The organism is Ruegeria sp. YKSD163 (assembly GCF_059612905.1).
Map to the genome: position 1 here is coordinate 74,792 of NZ_JBXWRM010000014.1, position 21,116 is coordinate 95,907.

Sequence of the window (21,116 nt, forward strand, 5' to 3'; positions counted from 1 at the left end):
CGGCCACGATCCGGGGGCTGTATGGTTTGGTCTGTCCAAGCCGGGGATGTCATGCGACCAATGGATCATGACCAGAATCAATATCGAGCAACTCAGGACATTTCTGGCGGTCGTGCGTCTGGGCGGGGTCCGCCGGGCGGCGTCAGGGCTCAACCTGACCCAGCCCGCCGTCACCGCACGGATCAAGAACCTTGAGGATTCGCTTGCCTGTGAACTGTTCGAACGGCGCTCGGGGGGCATGCGGCTGACCAAGCGCGGCGAGCTGCTTCTGGCCCATGCAGAGAAGTTCGAACACCTCACCGAACTGGTGGAACGCGATGTGGTCGACCCGCAAGGGATCGATGGCCGTTTGCGGCTGGGCGTGTCCGAAACCATCGCCCAGTGCTGGCTACCCGAACTGATTTCAAGGTTGCACGGGCTTTACCCAAGGCTGGATATCGAATTCAACGTGGATATCTCGCTGAACCTGCGGGCCGGGCTTCTCAATCGCGAGATCGATCTGGCCATCCTTCTCGGCCCGGTATCCGAATATTTCGTCAACAACATCGAACTCCCCGGCTTTGATCTGGCCTGGTATGCGGCGGCCAATACCGCACCCGGTCTGACCGAAGACAAGTACCTTTCCCGCCCCGTCCTGACCTATGCCCGCAATACCCGGCCCTATCGCGAACTCAAGGAGATGCTGTTCGAACGGGTTGGCCCGGATGTGTCGATGTTCCCCTCTTCTTCGCTATCCGCCTGCTTCCGGCTGGTCGAGGCCGATCTGGGCGTTGCGGTCCTGCCGCGCGCCCTGGGTCAGGAATTCGTCGACACCGGTCGCATCCGGGAATTCGATCCAGGCTGGGTGCCGTCGCCGCTTCGGTTTACCGCCTCGTATCTGGGTGAGCCCAGAAGCCATCTGATTGAAACGGCGGCAAAACTGGCGCTGGAAGTTGCCACCGAATACCAGCGCGATAGAAATTCTTAATCGATATCGAGAAAAAGTTTCGATTTGAGTTTATAGAGCTAACCGGCGACCCTCGCTTCATCTCGATGGAGGGGCCCGCGTGAGCGAAACATACCAGAAGCTGAAAAACAGCACATTGGACGAACAGCGCGCCGCGATCCGGTCCGGCGCTTACCGGTCGCACACGGCGGGGCTGGGCCAGGGCCACTTGCAAGCCAACCTGGCAATCATGCCCGAGGCCTATGCGCTCGACTTCATGCGGTTTTGTCAACGCAATCCCAAGCCCTGCCCGTTGACCGGGGTTTCCGACACCGGCAATCCGATGATGTTCACCCTGGGCCGCGACATCGACATCCGCACCGACGTTCCGGCCTATAACATCTACCGAAACGGAAAGCTTGCAGGCTCTGCCAGCGACATATCCGACATCTGGCATGACGATCTGGTGGTATTTGCTCTGGGGTGTTCGTTTACCTTCGAACATGCGCTGATGCGGGCCGGGATACCTGTCTGGCATATCGACAACGACAAGACGGTGCCGATGTTCCGCTCGAATGTCGACACGGTGCCGGCGGGTCCCTTTTCCGGCAAGATGGTGGTGTCGATGCGCGCCATCCCCGAAAACCGTGTCAGCGAGGCCATCGAGATTTCGCGCCGCTTTCCGCTGGCCCATGGAGCACCGGTCTATTGGGGTGACTCGGCCGGTCTGGGCATCGCCGACCTGTCCGCCCCGGACTGGGGCGACCCTTCGCCCATAGGCCCCGGCGAGGTGCCGGTATTCTGGGCCTGCGGCGTGACCCCGCAGGTCGCGATCGAAGCCGCCAGACTGCCGCTCTGCATTACCCACAAGCCGGGACACATGCTGATCACCGACGTGGCCGAGGACGCCGAAGCCCCGGTCCTTACATTCACCAATGACAAGACATAACGTCCAACCAGGAGAACGAAGATGAAGCGTATCACCACCATTCTGGCCGCCACGACGGCGCTGGCCGCGCCCGCCATGGCCGAGGATCTTTCCGTCGTCGGCAGCTGGTCCAGCCTGCCCCTGCACAAGCAATACGAAGCCCCGTTCTGGGGCGAGGCCCTGCCCGCCGCGTCGGGCGGCAAGATCAATGTCAATCTGACCACCCATAACCAGATGAATCTTGGCGTCGGCGACGTTTTCCGCCTGCTGGGTGACGGCGTCTATGACGTTGCGATGACGGTGGCGGACTATGCCGTTGCCGATGCGCCCGAGCTCGAAGGGCTGGACGTGCCGTTGCTGGCGCTGACCGCAGACGAGGCCCGCGCCATGGTCGATGCGGCCCGGCCGATGGTGACCGACATTTTCCACAACCGGTTCAATTCGCACGTCCTGGCCATCGCCCCCTATCCGCCGCAAGTGGTGTTCTGCAATGCCGAGATCGCCGGGCTGGACGATCTGAAGGGGCTCAAGGTACGTGCCTCGGGCCGGATGACCGCCAAGTTCCTCGAAGCGCTGGGTGCCGAGGGCGTCAATGTCAGCTTTGGCGAGGTACCCGGTGCATTGCAGAAGGGCACCGTGGACTGCGCCGTGACCGGCGCCGGCTCGGGCTATTCGGCGGGCTGGTGGGAGGTCTCGACCCATCTCCTGCCGATCCCGCTGGGAGGCTGGGACAGCGTCGTGACCGCGATGAACCTGGACAAGTGGAACAGCCTCGATGCCGACACCCAAGCGCTGATCGCGTCCAAGGTCGCATCGGATTTCGAGGCCCCGGCCTGGGCCAGCGCGCAGGGTGCACTGGTCAATGACATCGCCTGCCTGACCGGCAATGGCGACTGCCCCGCCGGCGACGCGCGCGGGATGAAACTGGTCGAGGTCTCGGATGCCGATTTTGCCCGCGCCCGCGACGTGTTGGTTGGTGAAGTTCTGCCCGATTGGGCCGAGCGCGCCGGTGGCGACTGGGCCGAGCGCTGGAACGCCTCGGTGGGCGCGACCGTCGGTGTAACCATCGGGAACTGATCGGCACCGCCAGGGAGGGACAGATGGAAGAGATCGTGCTGGAGAAACTGCGCAGCTGGAATCGCCGTATAGCGATCTTGACCGGATGTGTCCTGATGGCCTGTGCCAGTGTCGTCCTTCTCGACGTTCTGCTCAGGCGCCTGGGCTCCTCCTTTGGCGGAACCGATGAAATCTCGGGCTATGTGATGGCCATTGCCACCTCTTGGGGAATGGCCTTCACGCTTCTCGAACTTGGTCACGTCCGCATCGACCTGCTGCGCGGGCGAACCGGGCAGATCGGCAAGTCGCTGTTCGATCTGTTCGCAATGCTCATGATGGCAGGCACGGTGACACTGATCGCGGTCAAATGCTGGCCGGTGCTGGCCCGGTCCCTGGCCAATTCCTCACGCGCGAACACGCCGCTGGAAACGCCGCTGGCACTGGTGCAGGTGCCATGGTTCGCCGGTTGGGTCTGGTTTGCCATCGTTGCCTGGGCGACGCTTGGGTCGGCTCTGCTGCTTGTGCTCAAAGGCAGGTTCGAAGCGTCGGAGGCAGCCATCGGCTGTTTCGGCGAGGAGGCGGCGCTGAAATGATCGGCTATGTGACAATCGGCCTGCTCGGGCTGCTCGCTCTGTCGATCCCGGTCGGCATCGTGCTCTTTCTTCTCGGTTTCGGGGTCGATGCGTTCTTTAGCCCGTTTCCCCTGATCCGCGGATTGGGCAACCTTGTCTGGTCGACCTCGAACAATGCAACCCTGATCGCGATCCCCTTCTTCGTACTGCTGGGCGAAATCCTGGTCCGGTCGGGGATCGCAACACGCACCTATGCCGCGCTCGACCGCTGGGTCAGCTGGTTGCCCGGCGGATTGGTGCATGCCAATGTCGCCACCGCCACGATGTTCTCGGCCACCTCCGGCTCGTCAGTTGCCACCGCCGCCACGGTCGCCACGGTCGCGATGCCCCAGGCCGAGAAACTGGGCTATGACCCCAAGCTCTTTTCGGGCGCAATTGCGGCCGGCGGCACGCTCGGGATCATGATCCCGCCCTCGATCAACCTGATCGTCTACGGGTTCCTCACCCAGACCTCGATACCGCGCCTGTTCCTGGCGGGCCTGGTCCCCGGTCTGGCGCTGGCGCTGGGCTTCATGGCGATCACCGTGATCATCTGTCTTATCCGCCCGTCACTGGGCGGCACGCGACAGGTGTTTCCGCTGGCCGAGATGCTGCGGGCCCTGCTACAACTGCTGCCCATCGTGCTGCTCTTCACCATCATCATCGGAACGATCTACAAAGGCTGGGCAACCCCGACAGAGGCCGCCGCGGTTGGCGTTGCCGGCGCGGTGATAATCGCCGCGTTCTTCGGGAGTGTGTCCAGGGCAATCTTCGTCGAAGCCATCCTTGGTACGGTCAAGATAACCTCGATGATCATGCTGGTCGTCATTGGCGCCTCGTTCCTCAATTTCACACTGGCCTCGGCCGGGCTCGGGCGCGAGCTGGAGACCTTCCTCGACGGGCTGGGCCTCTCGCCTCTGGGCACGATCCTGGTGGTGGTGCTGATCTACATCGTGCTGGGTTTCTTCATCGAAACACTGTCGCTGATGGTGGTGACGATCCCGATCATCGTACCGCTGGTGGTGGCGCAGGGTTATGACCCGATCTGGTTCGGCATCCTGATGATCGTGCTGATCGAGATGGCACTGATCACACCGCCGGTCGGCCTGAACCTCTACGTGGTTCAGGGGGCTCGGAAGTCAGGCAAAATGAGCGAAGTCATGCTGGGGACGATCCCTTACGTGATCGCCATGCTGATCATGGTGGCGCTGCTGATTGCCTTTCCCGCAATCGCGCTGTTCCTGCCATCTGTGCTTGGGGGGTAAGGCCTGATGCGGTTTGTTGCGGAGGGACGCGAGATAGAAGCACGGATCGAGCATATTGTCGTCGCCGGATGGACCGGACGCGACATCGGCGCGGTGCGGCATCATATCGACGAGTTGGCGGCGATCGGCGTCGCGCCGCCATCGCAGGTGCCTCTTTTCTACCGGGTTTCGCAGTCGCTGCTGGTGCAGAGCCCGAGGATCGAGGTGCTGGGCTCGGACACCTCGGGCGAGGTCGAACCGTTGCTACTCAATATCGACGGTACGCTCTGGCTCGGGCTTGGATCGGACCACACGGACCGCCAGCTTGAAACGACCTCGGTGGCTGCCTCGAAACAGGCCTGCCCGAAACCGGTCTCGAACATGCTCTGGCGGTTCGACACGGTCACGCCCCATCTGGATCGGCTGATCCTGACATGTGAAATCCGTGAGAACGACGAATGGACGCTCTATCAGGAGGGGACGCTGGCCATGATCCGGCCGCTTGGCGATCTGGTCGCGCAATCGGGCCTGGATGCTGGCGGCGCCATGCTCTGCGGCACGCTTGGCGCCATTGGCGGGGTGCGGCCCGCTTCGGACTATCGCATGCAATTGCGCGACCCGGTTCTCGAACGCTGCCTGCTTCTGGAATATCGGGCCGCTGCCCTGCCGGTGGTGGCCTGATAACCACCCACAGCGCCGAACCCCGCGCGTTCAACTACGGGACCGCACTGACCTCTGCGGGACTGGGTTCCGCCACCCTGCGCGACAGAAGGCCTAGGGCGGCAGTTCGACCCTAACTTGCAGCCCCCCCTCCCCCGGCATTCAGAACAAGATCGGGCTCGCGCGAGTTTGCATCGACCCTATCCGCATTCACCAGATCGTTCCCGATCGCCCGAGCCCGCGCGGCATCGAAAGGCATCCCCTGATCCAGCCAGCGCTGTGTCAGTCGCGCCTCCAGTTCTTCACGCGCGACCTCCAGTCTGACCGTCAGATCGAACAGATCCGCAAGCTCGGACCATGGCGCGGTATTCATGAGCAGGTAGTTTCCCTCGATCAGCGCGATTTTTGTGTCAGCCTCGACCCTGGCCGCATCGGCAACACATCGATCGGCATCCCGATCGAACAAGGGGTAGGAAACGCTGGTGCCCAGGCGCAAGTTGCGGACAAGCGCGACGAAACCATCCGCATCGAACGTCTCCGGCGCCCCTTTGCGATGCAAAAGTCCGGCTTTCGCGAGGACATCGTTTTCCAGGTGATACCCGTCCATAGGCACCACTGCCGCCGGTTGGTCCAGGCAGGCCGCCAGTTCTGCGCAAAGTGTCGACTTTCCCGACCCCGGCGGGCCGGCGATGGCGACCAGAACACGGCCTTGCCCGACGCTGCGTGCATTGATCTCGCCGATCAGCTGTTTTCTTGTGATCTTTCGCATCGCACACATCAGAGTTCGTCGGCCCAGGGCGGGTTGGCACCGGCACGCGAGACCGTGACGGCGGCGGCGCGTGCCCCGAATTGCATTGCCCTTTCCACCTCGTCGGGTCCCAACAAGGCGATTCCGTCCGGGCTCAGGCACCCGCGCTCTGCCAGATGCGCCAGCACGCCTGCATTAAACGTGTCACCGGCACCGACAGTGTCGACGACCCTTGTTTCACAGGCCGGGACATGCAGCTCGTGCCCACCACGCAGGATCCCTGTCGCCCCGGCTCCACCCTTGGTGACAATGACCAGCGCCGGTCCCGTGTCCAGCAGGGTCCGAGCCTTCTCTGACACCGAATTCGGTGCCTCGACGATCCAGTCCAGGTCTTCGTCGGACAACTTCACGATATCGGCCAGGGAAATCAGACGCGCGATCCGCGCCCGGTAAGCGTCTGCATCCGCGATGAAATCCGGCCGAATATTTGGATCCAGCATGATCACGCGTCGTCCGCTCTCTCTTTCGAGCAGCGCGGCATAGGCGCTGGCCCCCGGTTCGCAGGCCAGACTGATTCCACCGAAGAACAGCGTCGAAACCTCGGCGGACAGGTCGGGCATATCGTCGACCGTCAACATGCGCCCTGCGGAATTCTCGTCAAAGAAGCTATAGCGCGCCTGCCCGCCGCATAGCTGAACGAACGCCAGCGTGGTGGGTCTGTCACTCAGGATCACGCGGGACACATCGACATGCGACGCCGCAAGGCTTTCCGACAACTGCCTGCCAAACAGGTCGGATGACAGACCGGTCAGCAGGCCAACCCGAGCGCCGAGCCGGCCCAGCGCGATGGCAGTGTTGAAAACGGCGCCGCCGGCATGGGGAACAAAACCGACCTCACCCGAAGCCACCGCCTTGGGGATCATGTCGACAAGCGCTTCTCCGCAGCAGAGTATCATTCGCAATCGTCCCTCCGCTCAACGAGCCAGATAGTCGGCTATCGCGGCCTCAACACCCTCTTGCCAGATCTGCACCAACCACCTGCCGAATGCATCGGCGAACCCGGATGCCTCTGACAGGTCCCCATAGATGGGCGCCTGTGCAAGCCACGCCGAGGGGTCGTGCCGGGCCGCCACCGCCGCCGCCTGCAATCGGTCCCAGAACGGGTCGTTGGGGTCGATCCGGGTACCATCCTCGCGGGTGCCCTCGCACATGCGCGCCCAGATCGCCTCGACCAGAGCCAGCCCCTCGACACTGATGCCCGCGGCAAGGCCCGCGCGGATCGACGGGATCACAAAGCCCGGATGCCGCGAGGACCCGTCGAAAGCAACCCGCCGCGTGGTGTCCACGATGCTGCGGTTCGAGAACCGGCGTTCAATCAGATCGGCATAGGCGTCCGGCGCCATTCCCGGAACCGGTGCCACATGAGGTGCGATCTCTTCTCGCGCGACCTTGCGGAACAAGGCCCTGATCCGTTCATGCGCCATACAGTCCGCGATCGTGGGAAGTGAAAGAATTTCACCCGGATTGGCGACGATCTGATGCCCGCCGTTCAGGATCCGGATCTTCATCGCCTCATAGGCATGCACGTCGTCGGCAAAGACTGCCCCGGCCCTGTCCCATTCGGGTCGACCCGCGCAGAACGCATCCTCGATCACCCATTGGCGGAAATCCTCGTGCGTTACAGGGACCGCGTCATCGATGCCATGGACCCGCGCCAGTTCCATTTCCTTTGGGCCGGTAGCGGGAACGATGCAATCGACCATCGAGTTGGGAAAGCTGCAATGCGCGTCGATCCAGTCCGCCAGCTCAGGATCGGACAGGCGGGCCAGTGAAACGACCACGTGGCGAAGGATGGTACCGTTGCCCTGCAGGTTGTCGCAACACAGACCCGAAAACGGGCCGGTCCCGTTCTGGCGCCGCAGCTTCAGGGCGGCAACCATTGCCCCGAAAGCGGTCCTGGGCTGTTCGGGATATGCCGCATCGTGCCGTATATCGGGGTGCGCGCTATCCAACGCCCGCGTCACCGGATCGAGGTAGTATCCCCCCTCCGTCACGGTCAGCGACACGATCCGGATTTCGGGACGAGCCATGTACTCGATCAGTGGCCCGTTGCCGGGCACCACCGGAACATAGTCAATCATCGACCCGATCACCTCGGCCGAGCTGCCCGAAGGGGTAAGCTCGATCAGGGTCGTCAGGTAATCCTGCCCCGCCAGTTTCCGGCGCTGCTCCTCGTCATAACTGCGCATGCCAGCACCGACGATCGCCCAGTCGCGGGCCAAACCGACCTGCATCAGACGATGCAGGTACCATGCCTGATGGGCGCGATGGAAGTTTCCGACACCGATATGCAAGATACCCGGCCTGAGAGTCGACCTGTCGTAGACCGGTTTCAGGACATCTTGCGGCAGCGCCGTCAGAGAGGAATTGCTCAGTTTTACGGGGACAGGTTCTCCAGAGAAAAGCGGGGACATCAGCTCATCCAGTTCCCGCCGTCAACGCCGAAGGTTTGCGCGACGACATAGTCGGACTCGTCGCTGGCAAGAAACACGGCCATTCCAGTCAAATCCGAGGCATCTGCCATGCGCCCGATCGGTACGGCCTCGGCCACTTCCTTTTTCTTCTGTCCCAACGGCTTGTTCTCGTAGCGGGCAAAGAACGCATCGACCCCATCCCAATGTTCGCCCTCAACGACGCCCGGCGCGATGGCGTTCACGTTGATGCCATGGCGGACAAGGTTCAGCCCGGCAGATTGCGTCAGGCTGATCACCGCCGCCTTGGAGGCGCAATAGACCGCAACCAGGGGTTCGCCGCGCCGCCCGGCCTGCGAGGCCATGTTGATGATCTTGCCGCGCGTGCCGGTTTCGATCATGTGCCGCGCCACCGCTTGCAGCGTGAACAGAGTACCGGCGACGTTGATATCGAACACGCGGGCATAATCGGCGCGGTCGATTTCGACGATCGGAGCCGCGCTGAAGATCGCGGCATTGTTGACCAGAATGTCGATGCCGCCGAAATGGGCGACGATTTTGGCGATGGCCTTGTCGATGCTCTCTTGCCGGGTCACATCCATGTCCACCGCCAGCGCTGCCGGGCCTATCTCCTCTGCCGCGCTCCGGGCGCGGACAATGTCGATATCGCAGAGCGCGACCTGCGCGCCTTCGGCGGCATAAGCGCGGGCGAATTCCAGCCCGATACCGCGTGCGGCCCCGGTGATCAGGGCGGTTTTTCCGGCGAGTCGTTTCATTCCTGGCGCAACCCCTTGTCGTCGAACCGGTGCAGATGCGCCGGATCGGGGGTCAGGAAGACGCGCGCACCGTAGGACAATTCCCTTTCGCCGCTTGCCCGCACGGTCAGCGGTTCGGGAAACGCATCGCATTTGACGTGAAAGAACGTGTCCGACCCCAGATGCTCGGACACGCCGACCGTACCGGGCCACGCCCCGTCGGCATCCGAGATCGCAACATGTTCGGGCCGGATGCCGATGGTATGCGCGCCCAGTTTCTGCGCCTCGGACCCTTCCAGAAGGTTCATTTTCGGAGAGCCGATGAAACCGGCGACAAAGGTGTTGCGCGGGGTACGGTACAGCTCCAGCGGGCTGCCGACCTGTTCGATCACTCCGGCCTGAAGCACCACGATCTTGTCGGCCATTGTCATTGCCTCGACCTGATCATGGGTCACATAGATCATCGTTGTCGCCAGCCGCTTGTGCAATTCGCTGATTTCCAGCCGCATCCCCACGCGCAGCGCCGCGTCGAGGTTCGACAGTGGCTCGTCGAACAGGAACGCCGCCGGTTCGCGCACAATGGCGCGTCCGATGGCCACGCGCTGGCGTTGACCGCCCGAGAGTTGTCCCGGACGCCGGTCCAGATAATCGGTCAGGTTCAGAACCTCGGCGGCCTGCGCAACACGCCGGTCCTGTTCGGCCTTGTCCAGCCCGGCCATGCGCAGCGGAAAGGCGATGTTCTTGCGTACCGACATATGCGGGTAAAGTGCATAGGACTGGAACACCATGGCCAGTCTCCGCTTGGCCGGGGGCATCGACGTGGCATCCTGTCCGTCGATCAGCATCTGCCCGCTGCTCACATCCTCCAGCCCCGCGATCAGCCGCAGAAGCGTTGACTTGCCACAACCCGACGGACCGACAAAGACCACGAATTCTCCATCGTTGATTGTCAGGTCCAGCGGCGGGATGACTTCGATGTCTCCAAACGTCTTGGCGACCCGCTTCATTTCGATTTGTCCCATCGTGTCAGTCCTTATTTCACTGCGCCGAATGTCAGGCCGCGGACGAGTTGTTTCTGGCTGAACCAGCCCATCACCAGGATCGGCGCGATGGCCATGACCGAAGCCGCGCTGAGCTTGGAATAGAACAGTCCTTCGGGGCTGGAATAGCTTGCGATGAAGGCTGTCAGCGGCGCAGCCTTGGCCGCCGTCAGATTGAGGGTCCAGAACGCCTCGTTCCAGGCCAGGATCACGTTCAGAAGAACGGTCGAGGCTATTCCGGGCACCGCCATCGGGGTCAGGACATAGAGAAGTTCCTCGCGCAGACCGGCGCCGTCCATCCGGGCGGCTTCCAGGATCTCGCCGGGGATCTCGCGGAAATACGTGTAGAGCATCCACACAATGATCGGCAGGTTGATCAGCATAAGCACCACCACCAGCCCGGTGCGCGTATCGAGCAACCCCAGCCTGATGAACATCAGGTAGATCGGATAGAGCACGCCCACCGCCGGCAGCATCTTGGTCGAGAGCATCCACATCAGGATGTCCTTGGTGCGCTTTGAGGGCACGAAAGCCATCGACCACGCCGCCGGAACCGCGATCAGCACGCCAAGCAGCGTCGACCCCAGGGCAATGATCACGGAATTCATGAAGTGCTTGAAATAATCCGACCGTTCCTGCACGACCTCATAGCTTTCAAACGTCCAGGCAGAGGTCAGGACTTCGAGCGGTGTGCGGATGGCATCGCCCTCGGCCTTGAAGGACAGGACCACGATCCAGAGGATCGGGAAGAAGATCAGCAGACCAACTGTCCAGGCGATGGCGGTATTCAGTGCCTTGCGGCGGGTTGTGACGGCGCGGGCCATTTTCCGTTCTCCTCACGCGTCCAGATTCTTGCCGACGATGCGCATCAGGAAGAAGGCAACGATATTGGCTAGAATGATTGCATAGACCCCGCCCGCAGACCCCAGCCCGACATTCTGGCTTTCCAGAACCCGCTGATAAATCAGGTATGTGAGCGTCTTGGTGCCAAAGGCGCCGGCGGTGGTGACAAAGATCTCGGCAAAGATCGACAACAGAAAGATCGTCTGGATCAACACCACGATGGTGATCGCGCGCGAGAGGTGCGGCAGCACGATGAACCAGAACCGGCTGAACCAGCCCGCCCCGTCCATCTCTGCCGCCTCGACTTGCTCGCGGTCCAGCGACTGGATCGCGGTCAGCAGGATAAGCGTGGCAAAGGGCAACCATTGCCAGGACACAATCATGATGAGCGACGGCAACGACGCCTGGCTGAGCCATTGCACGGGCTCGGCACCGAAGGCTTTCCAGAGATGGGCCAGAAATCCATTCACCGGGTCCATGAACATGTTTTTCCAGACCAGGCCCGACACGGTCGGCATGACGAAAAAGGGCGCAATGACCAGGATACGGACGACCCCCTGCCCCCACATCGGTTGATCGAGCAGGATCGCCAGCAGGATCCCCAGAAAGACGGTGATCACCAAAACGCCGCCCACGATGATCAGCGTGGTCGCAATCGCCGGCCAGAACGCGCTGGAGGTCACGAAGCGCACGTAGTTTTCGAACCCGACCCAACCCAGGTCACCGCCGCGCAAAGGCAGGTATTTCTTGAAAGAAAAGTAGAGCGTCATCGTCAGCGGCACCAGCATCCAGCCCAAAAGCAGGATCACGGCGGGGGCCATCATGATGCGCGCAGCAGATCGTGAATGCTGCGTGGCCATTGACATATCTCCTGTGTTCACGCGCGCCGCAAAAGTTCCCGGCGCCGATCCTCAGTTTCCGGGATCGGAAAGTCAGAGAGCGGCAAGACCGCTCTCTGACAAGGGAGGGACCCTAGCGATAGCCAGCGGCTTCCATCGCATCATTGGTCAAGGCCTGCGCCTTGGCCAAAGCCTCTTCCACGGTCTGCTGACCGGCATAGACCGCCGAGAACTCTTGGCTGACCTCGGTCGCGATTCCGGCAAATTCGGGGATCGCCACGAACTGGATACCGACATAGGGAACCGGCTTGACTGTCGGGTTCGTCGGATCGGCCGCGTTGATCGAATCCAGCGTCATCTTGGCAAACGGAACCTTCTGATATTCGGGGTTCTCATAGAGCGAAGTCCGCGCCCCCGGCGGGACGTTGGCCCACCCCTCCTTGGCCGCGACCAGTTCGATATACTCCTTCGAGGTCGCCCATTCGATGAACTGCTTGGCCGCCGCTTCCTTCTGGGTGCCCGCCGGCACTGCCAGCGCCCAGGCCCACAGCCAGTTCGACCGCTTGCCCATGCCGGTATCGGGCGCCAGCGCAAAGCCGACCTTGTCGGCAACCGTCGAATCCTTGGGGTTGGTCACGAACGAGGCCGCCACGGTTGCGTCGATCCACATGCCGCACTTGCCCTGCTGGAACAGCGACAGGTTCTCGTTGAAGCCGTTGGTGGCATATCCCGGAGGTCCGGCTTCGGTCATCAGTTCTACAAAGAAGTTGAGCGCATTGGCCCATTCCGGCTGGTCGAACTGGGCATTCCAGTCCTCGTCGAACCAGCGCGCGCCAAAGGAGTTCCCGGTGACCGTGATGAAGGCACCGCCTTCACCCCAACCGGCCTTGCCGCGCAGGCAGACACCGTTGATTTCATTGTCGCGGTCGGTCATCGCGATCGCCGCCTGGCGAATGAAATCCCAGGTCGGTGCCTCGGGCATCGTCAGCCCGGCCTTTTCCATCAGGTCGGTGCGGTACATGACCATCGAGCTTTCGCCATAGAACGGCGCGGCGTAGAGCGTACCCTCATGGCTGAGCCCGCCACGCATCGCCGGCAGGATGTCGTTGACATCATAGGCATCCGACAGGTCGTCGAGCGGCACCAGCCAGCCATTGGCACCCCAGATCGGGGTTTCGTACATACCGATGGTCATGATGTCGAACGCGCCACCCTTGGTGGTGATGTCGGTGGTAACACGCTGACGAAGAACGTTTTCCTCCAACGTCACCCATTCGACCTCATGACCCGTCTTGGCCGTGAAGTCATCGGTGTAGCCCTGCATGCGGATCATGTCACCGTTGTTAACGGTCGCAATCGTGATGGTATCGGCAAATGCACCGCTGGTCGCCAAGAGCGACATGGCCGTCGCCGCACCAAGTGCGTTTCGGAAATACATACGAGTCCTCCCTCTCGTGAGTTTGTCGTTTCACGATAAGAAATCAGATTGCCTCTCGTCAATTTATTTTTTTACGCGCGTAAATTTAGTGACTTCTTTTCTTATCAAAGTATTACGCTGATGCGCGCATGATCAGCTCTCCGTTGAACAGCCTCGTTTCGCGAGCAGCTCCCCGTTCTCCCGATTCGATCAGGGACAGGATCGTCTCGACGCTGGTCGTCGCGATCGCAGAATAATTGTGCGAAACCGTCGTCAAGGTTGGGCAGGTATAGCGCGAGAACGGGTGGTTGTCGTGACCGGCCACCCGCAGCGAACAGTCCGGCCCCCGCCCCACACTCACCCTCAATTCATAGGCTGCGGCAAGGAAACCTATGGCCAGTCGATCATTGCTGCAAAACACCGTGTTTGTGGCCAACCGCCCCGCAGAGATCACCCGCAGACCTTCTTGATACCCGATCTCTTCCAGATCCCAGCCCTCACCTGCGGCCTGGATCATATGCGGCGTCAGGCCCATCTGCTCCATGCCCTCGATATAGGCATTGCGACGCTTGTTGGCATTCGGGTTCGGCGGCGTGCGCATCTCGAAAAAGACCGGAGGTTCTCCGGACCTTGTCAGGTATTCCAGCATGATCTTAGTGGCCTGGGCATTGTCGTGACCGATGAATGCCTCGCCCACCCCCTCGATATTGGCGTCGAAATTCACGGTCGGAACGCTCTTGCAGAAGGCTTCGATCGCCCGCCTATCCGATGCCCGGCCCAGTGGCGCGAGCAGCACGCCCGCCGGCTTGATCGAGCGCAGGGAGTCGAGATTGCCGACCTCAAGCGCCGGATCGCCATGCGATGACAAAAGGATCGGCCGGAACCCCGCTTCGATCACGAGCGTCTCGATCCGGCGCGCAATCTCTGCAAAGAACGGATCCGCCAGATAGGGCACCACTATGCCAATATTCTTGGTCAGTTTCCGGTTCTGGTTAATGGCGAAAATGTTGGGCCGGTAGTCGCAGGTTTCCAGCGCCCTCTCGATCTTCTCACGCGTCGAGGGGCGTACACTCTGCGGATCGTCGAAATATTTCGACGCCGTGGGCCGCGAGACACCGCTATGCGCAGCAAACTCTTCCATGTTCCGGATCTTGTGCTTGCTCATCTGCGCCGACCTCTCAAACTTTCTGAAACTTAACAATTTATTACCGCGCGCAAAAAATCAAATGCATTTCCGCATCGATGCAGCATTGTTGCAGAACTCTCGCTCTGAAGGATTCACTTCATGAATCCATGCGTTTAGACGGATGGCATGAGCAAGCCCAGGCCCGCCCGCAACCACACGACGAATTGGTCCGCCTAAAACGCTGCGCTCCGCAAGCGCGGGTCTCTGATGGGCTGGCTTGACAAGGAGATGGCGTGGCACGCACCGCATGAAGGCCGCCCGGGCCGCCCCGCGGTCTTCTCGGAAGCGGCAATCCAGTTCTGCTTGTCGATCAAGGTGCTGTTTAAGTTACCGCTCAGTCAGACCGCCGGGATGGCAGCAAGCCTCCTGCGTCTGGCCGGGCTTGATTGGCCGGTTCCGGATTACTCGACGCTATGCCGGAGGCAGAAGACCCTGCAGGTGTAGATCCCATATCGCCGCGCCGACGGGTCACTGAACCTGTTGGTGGACAGTACCGGGATCAAGTTCCTCGGCGATGGCGAATGGCAAGCCCGCAAGCATGGTGTCCAGGGGCGACGCCAATGGCGCAAAGTACATTTGGCCATGGACACGGTCACATCCGATATCCGCACGGTCGAGTTCACCCTCAGCCGAGATGGCGACAGCCCTGTCCTGCCTGATCTACTGGACCAGATAGCCGATGACGAAGAGATCGGCACCGTGACCGCTGATGGTGCCTATGACACGCGCCGGTGCCACAGCGCGATCCTCGAGCGCGACGCGGTCCCGATCATTCCGATCCGCAAGAACGGTCGATTATGGAAGGAAGACTGCCCGGCCGCATGCGTCCGCAACCAAACCCTGCGCGCCACCCGATACCATGGCCGAGCCTTCTGGAAGCGCTGGGCGGGCTATCACGCCCGGGTCGGGTCGAAGCGAAAATGCGCCGCCTGAAAGCATTCGGAGAACGCATCGCCGCCAGAGACCCCGACCGCCAGACGGCCGAAATCCACATCCGCATCGCACTCGTGAACCGCTTCAACGCCTTCGGCACCGCCGAGATCGTTCGCGTCGCCTGACGTCAATGGGGTAAGGGGCCAGCGCGCCTCAAGCCCAAGTTCTGCAACAATTCCGGGCCGCTGTGAAAATACCTAAATGGATCGCGTTTGGGCATGGAAAGGAGCTACAAGCCGCCCTCCCCGCCTCAACCAGATTCCTTCTGACAAGACCCACCGTACATCTCAAGGGCAAAGACCCCATCCTTCTGGCCAAGGAGCATCTATTTCGACAGCGGTATCGGGCACGCCTACGTCTTTGGCTAGGAGCAGGATGCCATGGTTCTGAGTGTTTGCTGGAAGCCCGGTTAACGTCTATCTGGTGCTTTCATTGACCATTTTGATCAGTTCCGCCCGCACCCAACGCATCATCGGGTTGGTATGGGTACGAGGGTGCCACCAGATCGAGACGTCATAGGCGGGCAGATCGAAATCGAGTTCGATCTGCCTGAGCGGTGCGCCCTGAAGAATCCTGAGCATGGGCAAGGGCATCAGCCCGACCATGTCCGAACCTTTCAGCACATCGGGCAGCGAGGCAAAGGACGACAGAACCGTGACGATCCTGCGTTCTTCCTTGAAGCGGCGCTGGCTGCGCTCGAAATACCGTCGGATGACGCCCGTGCCTGTGGGCGAGACATCGATCTGTGGCAGCGCAAGGAAGTCATCAAGCGAAAGCCTGTCAGGGATCGTTGTATTGGCCGCATCGGCCACGCATACAAACGGGTCGGATATGGTTTTTTCGTGATGAAGGTTGGCAAAGGGAAAGGCTGCGCTCACCACCATATCGACCATGCCCTCATCAAGGATTTGCTGGGGATAGAGTGAGCCGACGCTCCTCAATTCGACACAAAGGTTGGGCGCGGCTTCCCGCATGCGCCGAATGAAAGGCATCCCGACGGTCGCCTGTACATAATCGTTGGCGCCGATCTTCAGCCAACCACTCACGGTTTGTGGTTCAAAGGGCCCTTGTGGGTGATAAAGCGCATCGAGCGAAGCGATGATGTCCTGAAGCTTGAGCGAGAGATCATTTGCATAAGGCGTCAGATGCATGCTGTTGCCTCTGCGGACCAGAAGCGGATCGCCAAAGGTTGCGCGCAGGCGCGTGAGCGCCTTGCTCACGGTGGGCTGGGTCACATTCAACAGCTCGGCTGCGCGCGTCACGCCTCCTGTATGAAGCAACGCCGCGAGCGAAATCAGCTGGTTAAGATCCTGGCGCTGAAGGTTGGTCAGTTCGACATCGCTCATGTTCGGGCTCCTTTCTGCCAAGACATTCCAAATTGGAATGTATGAAATAGCTTTGCCATTATCGCATAGGAATGACCCTGATGCTAGTTTCTCACCAAACATGTGCGGCCACGCGGCCCAGAGGGGACATTCATGGATTTTCAACTCAGTGAAGAACAGGCGCAACTGCAGGACATGGCGCGCAGATTTGCGCGCGAGAATCTCGCGGAGCTGGCACGCGATCTGGAACGGCGCGAAGAGGCGCTGCCTGACGAATGGATGCGCCGCTACGCCGAGATGGGCTTTCTGGGCATCAACCTGCCCGAAGAATACGGCGGGCAGGGCATGTCGCATCTTGATGCCGTGCTAGTGCTGGAAGAGTTCAACAAGCTCGGCAGCGTTGTCGCGCTTCCCATATTCGAATCCTGCTTTGGCCCGACGCTGGCGATCTGGCGCAATGCAAGCGAGACGCTGAAGCAAAAGGTTCTGCCTGCCGTCTGCCGTGGCGAATTGATCGTCGCGGTTTCGATGAGCGAGCCAAATGCGGGCTCAGCCCTGACCGACTTGACCACCAAAGGGGTGATCGACGGCGACGAGGTCGTTCTGAACGGACAAAAGCGCTGGTGCTCGGGCGCGGGCCATGCCGGGGGGTATCTGGTCTATTGCCGTCTGGCCGACAAACCGGGCGCGGCGGGGATCGGTGCGGTCTATCTCGAAAAGGACACGCCCGGCCTCAGCTTCGGCAAGCGCGAACACCTGATGGGGTTCCGTTCGGTACACCATGCCGACATCTTCCTGGATGATGTCCGGGTGCCCGTGGACAACATCGTTGTGCCTGCGGGCGGGTTCAAGGCGCTGATGGAAAGCTTCGGGCTTGAGCGCTGTGGAAACACCACGATGTCGCTCAGCCTTGCGCAATCGGCCTTCGATGATGTGGTCGAATACATTAAGGAGCGCCGCGCCTTCGGGCGGCCGCTGGACGACTTCCAGGCGGTGCAGCTCAAGGTCGCCGAGATGAAGATGAAGCTCGATGCAAGCCGCATGCTGCTCTATCGCGCAGTTTGCAATGCGGGCGCTGATTTCCCCGACAGCGGTGAGGCCTCGATTGCCAAGTGCTTCGCCAATGAGATCGTACGCGATGTCTGCGTCACCTCGATGCAGCTGATGGGCGGCTATGGCTATTCCACCGAATACCCGATGGAACAGCGGGTGCGCGAAAGCTTTGGCTGGGGCCTCGCCGGCGGCACGATGGACATTCAGAAGACCAACATCGCAGCCGCAGTGATGGGCCGGCGCTATGATCAGCGGAGAACCTGAGCGGATGCGCCGCGATCTGCAAAGCGAAATCAAGGTAAGCCGCGAAGGCTTTGTCGGCATCGTCGAGATCGACCGCCCGCCGCTGAATTTCTTCGACGTCACTTTGGTCGACACCTTGCTGCAGCAGATGCAGGCGCTGGATACCGATCCCGACTGCCGCGCCATCGTGTTGGCGGCGGCGGGCAAGGTGTTCTGTGCCGGGGCTGATTTCGGCGGCGGGATCGATCCTGACAAAGGTGTCGAGATCGCCAAGGCGCTTTACGGCAATGCAATCGCGCTGTTCGAGATTGCCACACCTATCGTTGCCGCTGTCCAGGGCCCGGCGATTGGCGGGGGTCTTGGCCTTGCCCTCACGGCTGATTTCCGGGTGGCAAGCGAGGCTGCGCGCTTTTCTGCCAATTTCGCGGTTCTAGGGATGCATTGTGGTTTTGCGATCAGCACGACACTGCCCCGGCTTGTCGGGCAGAATGCAGCGGCGATGATGCTTTATACCGGGCGGCGGCTGACCGGGTCTCAGGCCCATGAGATCGGGCTGGCAGACCAGCTTGTTGCCCAGGGACAAGAGCGTACCGCCGCGCTTGCGCTGGCCACCGAGATCGCCACGAACGCACCGATTGCCGTGCAGGACATGCGCCGCACGCTGCGCCGGGGCCTGGCCGAGGATGTGCACCGCGCGTTGGAGCATGAACTGGTACAGCAGCGCATTCACATGACAACAGCCGATTTTCGCGAAGGCATCCGTGCTGCATCAAAGCGCGAAACGCCAGCGTTTGTGGGCAAATAGGAGGGAAACACCGTGAGTACGCGCAATCTTCAGGGACCGCTCGCTGGCTTCAGGGTGATTGACCTCACTCGAGTCTATGCCGGGCCGCTCTGCACGCAGACGCTTGCCGACCAAGGCGCCGATGTCATCAAAGTCGAACCGCCCGTTGGGGACGAGACCCGAAACTGGGGCACGAAACTGGACGAGGATCGCTCGACCTATTTCAACGGGCTGAACCGCAACAAGCGGTCCGTGGCGCTCGATCTGAGCAAGGAGGCGGGCCGCGAGGCCCTCCTCAAACTGCTCGATGGCGCCGATGTCCTGATCCACAACTTCAAGCTGGGCACCCTGCCCAAATGGGGTCTGGGTTACGAAGAGGTGCTGTCCAAGCGCTTCCCGCGTCTTGTGCAATGCACGATCACGGGGTTTGGCAACAAGGGACCGTTGGCCGGGATGGCCGGCTATGACGTGGCCGTTCAAGGCTTTGTCGGGCTGGCCTCGATCAATGGCGAGGCCGGCAGCGACGGAACCAAGATCGGCCTGCCGCTCATTGACCATGCCACCGGTCTTTCGGCGGTGAACGCGATCCTGATGGCGCTGCTGGAGCGCGGGCAATCTGGCAAGGGCCAGCACGTAGGTGTGAGTCTCTACAACACCGGACTGACAATGCTCCATCCTGCCGCGGCAGGCTGGATGGCCACCGGCAAGATCCCGCGCCCCACGGGCAACACGGAACACTGGGTGGCACCCTATGGCGCCTATGCTTGCGCCGATGGCAAGGTGTTCACGGGCGCGGGCAATGACCGCTCATTCGCCAAGCTGATGCGTGTGTTGGGCGCACCCGAAGCGGCAGAAGACCCCCGATTCAAGACCAACGCCGACCGTGTGAAGAACCGCGAGGCGCTGGATGCGGCGATCACCACCTGCACGCAGGACCGGTCTTCCAACGATGTGGCGATGGAAATTCTCGAGGCCGGGCTGGCTGCGGGGCCGTTCCTCAACCTTGAGCAGGTCTTCAACCACCCGCAGGTCGAAGCCAACGAGATGCTTATCGACACGCCCGAATATCATGGCACGGGGCTGCCGATGACCTTCTTGCGCACGCCGGGCGCCTTTGACGCGCCACCGCCGCATTTTGCGGCACATACCGATGAAGTGTTCGCCGAGGTGGGTTTGGCCGCGGAAGACATCGCGCGGCTCGTGGCCATGGGCGGTATCGTCCGAAAGCGCAACGCGATTGTCGCTGAGCCAAGAAAGAGCGCATGATGGAGAGGCCGCTCGATCATGAGCTTTGGCTAGACATCAACGGCGGTGTCGCATGGCTTGAGATCAATCGCCCCGAGCGTATGAACGCTTTGGCGCCCGAGGGCTTTCAGGCCCTGTCGTCGCTGGCCGAAGAGGCAGAGGCGCGAGAGGACGTGCGCGTGATCGTCTTCTCTGGTGCAGGCGGGCGCGCCTTTAGCGCAGGAATTGACGTCAAGGCCATCATGGCCAAGGGCGAAACGCGCTTTCCCGCGCCGATGAAGGGCGATGCACGCAATCCTTTCGAGCGCATACTTGAGATCAACAAGCCAACCATCGCCTGCCTTGAGGGCGTGTGCATGGGCGCGGGCGCTGATCTGGCCATGGCCTGTGACCTGCGCCTTGCCGCCGATACCCTGCATCTGGCCAGTTCCGAGGCCAAGGTGGGCATGGGGGCGCATTTCGCCTCGGTGATCCTGCCGCGTCTGGTCCCGCGCGCGCTGGCGCTTGAACTGCTCTATACGGGCCGACCGATGACGCATCATGAGGGCCTGGCACATGGCTTTTTGAACAGCGTGCTGCCTGCGGATGAAATCCGCGAGGCGGTGCGCAGTCTGGCATCAACCATCGCCGCCAACGCGCCTCTGACCGTGCGGCGCTGCAAGGAGGCTTCGACCAAATCCATGGGGTTGCCGCTCGCGGCGGCGCTGCGGCTCAACGTCGGGCCGGACCCCTACACCAGCGAAGATCGTATCGAAGGCATGACCGCCTTCATTGAAAAACGGCCACCGAACTTCATGGGCCGATAAACAC

General features: G+C 61.4%; 20 protein-coding genes and 1 pseudogene. 11 read left to right on the top strand and 10 right to left on the bottom strand.

Features of this window, described 5'->3' with window-relative positions; genetic code table 11:
- Positions 1–67 precede the first annotated feature (67 nt).
- The 6 genes from AC2FNA_RS17675 to AC2FNA_RS17700 all read left to right on the top strand — a co-directional run bounded on the left by AC2FNA_RS17675 (position 68) and on the right by AC2FNA_RS17700 (position 5,445).
- Positions 68–967, top strand: coding sequence for a LysR family transcriptional regulator (locus AC2FNA_RS17675; protein ID WP_234137561.1), 900 nt, complete (start codon positions 68–70; stop codon positions 965–967).
- A 79-nt stretch (positions 968–1,046) separates the two neighbouring features.
- Entirely contained in the window at positions 1,047–1,874 is an 828-nt protein-coding gene (locus tag AC2FNA_RS17680) for a putative hydro-lyase (RefSeq protein WP_496828783.1), read from the top strand.
- Between the two features lie 21 nt (positions 1,875–1,895).
- Positions 1,896–2,930, top strand: coding sequence for a TRAP transporter substrate-binding protein (locus AC2FNA_RS17685; protein ID WP_496828785.1), 1,035 nt, complete (start codon positions 1,896–1,898; stop codon positions 2,928–2,930).
- Positions 2,931–2,953: 23 nt separating this feature from the next.
- Positions 2,954–3,502 (top strand): TRAP transporter small permease subunit, encoded by a 549-nt coding sequence (locus AC2FNA_RS17690; protein ID WP_496828787.1) that lies wholly within the window; start codon positions 2,954–2,956, stop codon positions 3,500–3,502.
- Positions 3,499–4,785: a TRAP transporter large permease gene (locus tag AC2FNA_RS17695; RefSeq protein WP_496828789.1), complete on the top strand. Its 1,287-nt coding sequence runs from the start codon at positions 3,499–3,501 to the stop codon at positions 4,783–4,785. The genes AC2FNA_RS17690 and AC2FNA_RS17695 overlap by 4 nt, the downstream gene beginning before the upstream one ends.
- 6 nt (positions 4,786–4,791) lie before the next feature.
- Positions 4,792–5,445, top strand: coding sequence for a DUF2848 domain-containing protein (locus AC2FNA_RS17700; RefSeq protein ID WP_496828791.1), 654 nt, complete (start codon positions 4,792–4,794; stop codon positions 5,443–5,445).
- Between the two features lie 112 nt (positions 5,446–5,557).
- On the opposite strand, the gene AC2FNA_RS17705 is transcribed toward AC2FNA_RS17700, so the two are convergent.
- The 9 genes from AC2FNA_RS17705 to AC2FNA_RS17745 all read right to left on the bottom strand — a co-directional run bounded on the left by AC2FNA_RS17705 (position 5,558) and on the right by AC2FNA_RS17745 (position 14,702).
- Entirely contained in the window at positions 5,558–6,193 is a 636-nt protein-coding gene (locus AC2FNA_RS17705) for a nucleoside/nucleotide kinase family protein (protein WP_496828793.1), read from the bottom strand.
- An 8-nt stretch (positions 6,194–6,201) separates the two neighbouring features.
- Complete coding sequence (locus AC2FNA_RS17710; protein WP_496828795.1) at positions 6,202–7,128, bottom strand: carbohydrate kinase family protein; 927 nt, start codon at positions 7,126–7,128, stop codon at positions 6,202–6,204.
- A gap of 18 nt (positions 7,129–7,146) precedes the next feature.
- Positions 7,147–8,646: a mannitol dehydrogenase family protein gene (locus AC2FNA_RS17715; RefSeq protein WP_496828797.1), complete on the bottom strand. Its 1,500-nt coding sequence runs from the start codon at positions 8,644–8,646 to the stop codon at positions 7,147–7,149.
- Positions 8,646–9,419 carry an L-iditol 2-dehydrogenase gene (locus AC2FNA_RS17720; RefSeq protein ID WP_496828799.1) on the bottom strand — a complete coding sequence of 258 codons (774 nt, stop codon included), beginning with the start codon at positions 9,417–9,419 and terminating at the stop codon, positions 8,646–8,648. Before AC2FNA_RS17720 ends, AC2FNA_RS17715 begins: the two co-directional genes overlap by 1 nt.
- The gene (locus AC2FNA_RS17725) at positions 9,416–10,420 is read right to left on the bottom strand and encodes an ABC transporter ATP-binding protein (RefSeq protein WP_496828801.1); all 1,005 of its coding nucleotides are present in this window, start codon (positions 10,418–10,420) and stop codon (positions 9,416–9,418) included. The genes AC2FNA_RS17720 and AC2FNA_RS17725 overlap by 4 nt, the downstream gene beginning before the upstream one ends.
- Positions 10,421–10,431: 11 nt before the next feature.
- Positions 10,432–11,262: a carbohydrate ABC transporter permease gene (locus AC2FNA_RS17730; protein WP_234169487.1), complete on the bottom strand. Its 831-nt coding sequence runs from the start codon at positions 11,260–11,262 to the stop codon at positions 10,432–10,434.
- A 12-nt stretch (positions 11,263–11,274) separates the two neighbouring features.
- Positions 11,275–12,141 (bottom strand): carbohydrate ABC transporter permease, encoded by an 867-nt coding sequence (locus tag AC2FNA_RS17735; RefSeq protein ID WP_234221484.1) that lies wholly within the window; start codon positions 12,139–12,141, stop codon positions 11,275–11,277.
- Positions 12,142–12,253: 112 nt separating this feature from the next.
- Positions 12,254–13,558 carry an ABC transporter substrate-binding protein gene (locus AC2FNA_RS17740; RefSeq protein WP_496828804.1) on the bottom strand — a complete coding sequence of 435 codons (1,305 nt, stop codon included), beginning with the start codon at positions 13,556–13,558 and terminating at the stop codon, positions 12,254–12,256.
- Between the two features lie 112 nt (positions 13,559–13,670).
- Positions 13,671–14,702: a LacI family DNA-binding transcriptional regulator gene (locus tag AC2FNA_RS17745; RefSeq protein WP_496828806.1), complete on the bottom strand. Its 1,032-nt coding sequence runs from the start codon at positions 14,700–14,702 to the stop codon at positions 13,671–13,673.
- A 147-nt stretch (positions 14,703–14,849) separates the two neighbouring features.
- Between AC2FNA_RS17745 and AC2FNA_RS17750 the strand changes: the two are divergent.
- Positions 14,850–15,781: pseudogene (locus AC2FNA_RS17750) on the top strand (IS5 family transposase).
- Positions 15,782–16,072: 291 nt separating this feature from the next.
- On the opposite strand, the gene AC2FNA_RS17755 reads toward AC2FNA_RS17750, so the two are convergent.
- Complete coding sequence (locus tag AC2FNA_RS17755; protein WP_496828808.1) at positions 16,073–17,002, bottom strand: LysR family transcriptional regulator; 930 nt, start codon at positions 17,000–17,002, stop codon at positions 16,073–16,075.
- A 132-nt stretch (positions 17,003–17,134) separates the two neighbouring features.
- Here AC2FNA_RS17755 and AC2FNA_RS17760 point away from each other — a divergent pair, with 132 nt between their 5' ends.
- From AC2FNA_RS17760 to AC2FNA_RS17775, 4 genes are read left to right on the top strand one after another with little or no spacing between them, the layout of a single operon-like run.
- Positions 17,135–18,298 (top strand): acyl-CoA dehydrogenase family protein, encoded by a 1,164-nt coding sequence (locus AC2FNA_RS17760; RefSeq protein ID WP_496828810.1) that lies wholly within the window; start codon positions 17,135–17,137, stop codon positions 18,296–18,298.
- 4 nt (positions 18,299–18,302) lie between these two features.
- Positions 18,303–19,082 carry an enoyl-CoA hydratase/isomerase family protein gene (locus AC2FNA_RS17765; protein ID WP_496828812.1) on the top strand — a complete coding sequence of 260 codons (780 nt, stop codon included), beginning with the start codon at positions 18,303–18,305 and terminating at the stop codon, positions 19,080–19,082.
- A 12-nt stretch (positions 19,083–19,094) separates the two neighbouring features.
- Positions 19,095–20,327 (top strand): CaiB/BaiF CoA transferase family protein, encoded by a 1,233-nt coding sequence (locus tag AC2FNA_RS17770; RefSeq protein ID WP_496828814.1) that lies wholly within the window; start codon positions 19,095–19,097, stop codon positions 20,325–20,327.
- Positions 20,324–21,112 (top strand): enoyl-CoA hydratase/isomerase family protein, encoded by a 789-nt coding sequence (locus AC2FNA_RS17775; protein ID WP_496828816.1) that lies wholly within the window; start codon positions 20,324–20,326, stop codon positions 21,110–21,112. The genes AC2FNA_RS17770 and AC2FNA_RS17775 overlap by 4 nt, the downstream gene beginning before the upstream one ends.
- Positions 21,113–21,116 lie beyond the last annotated feature (4 nt).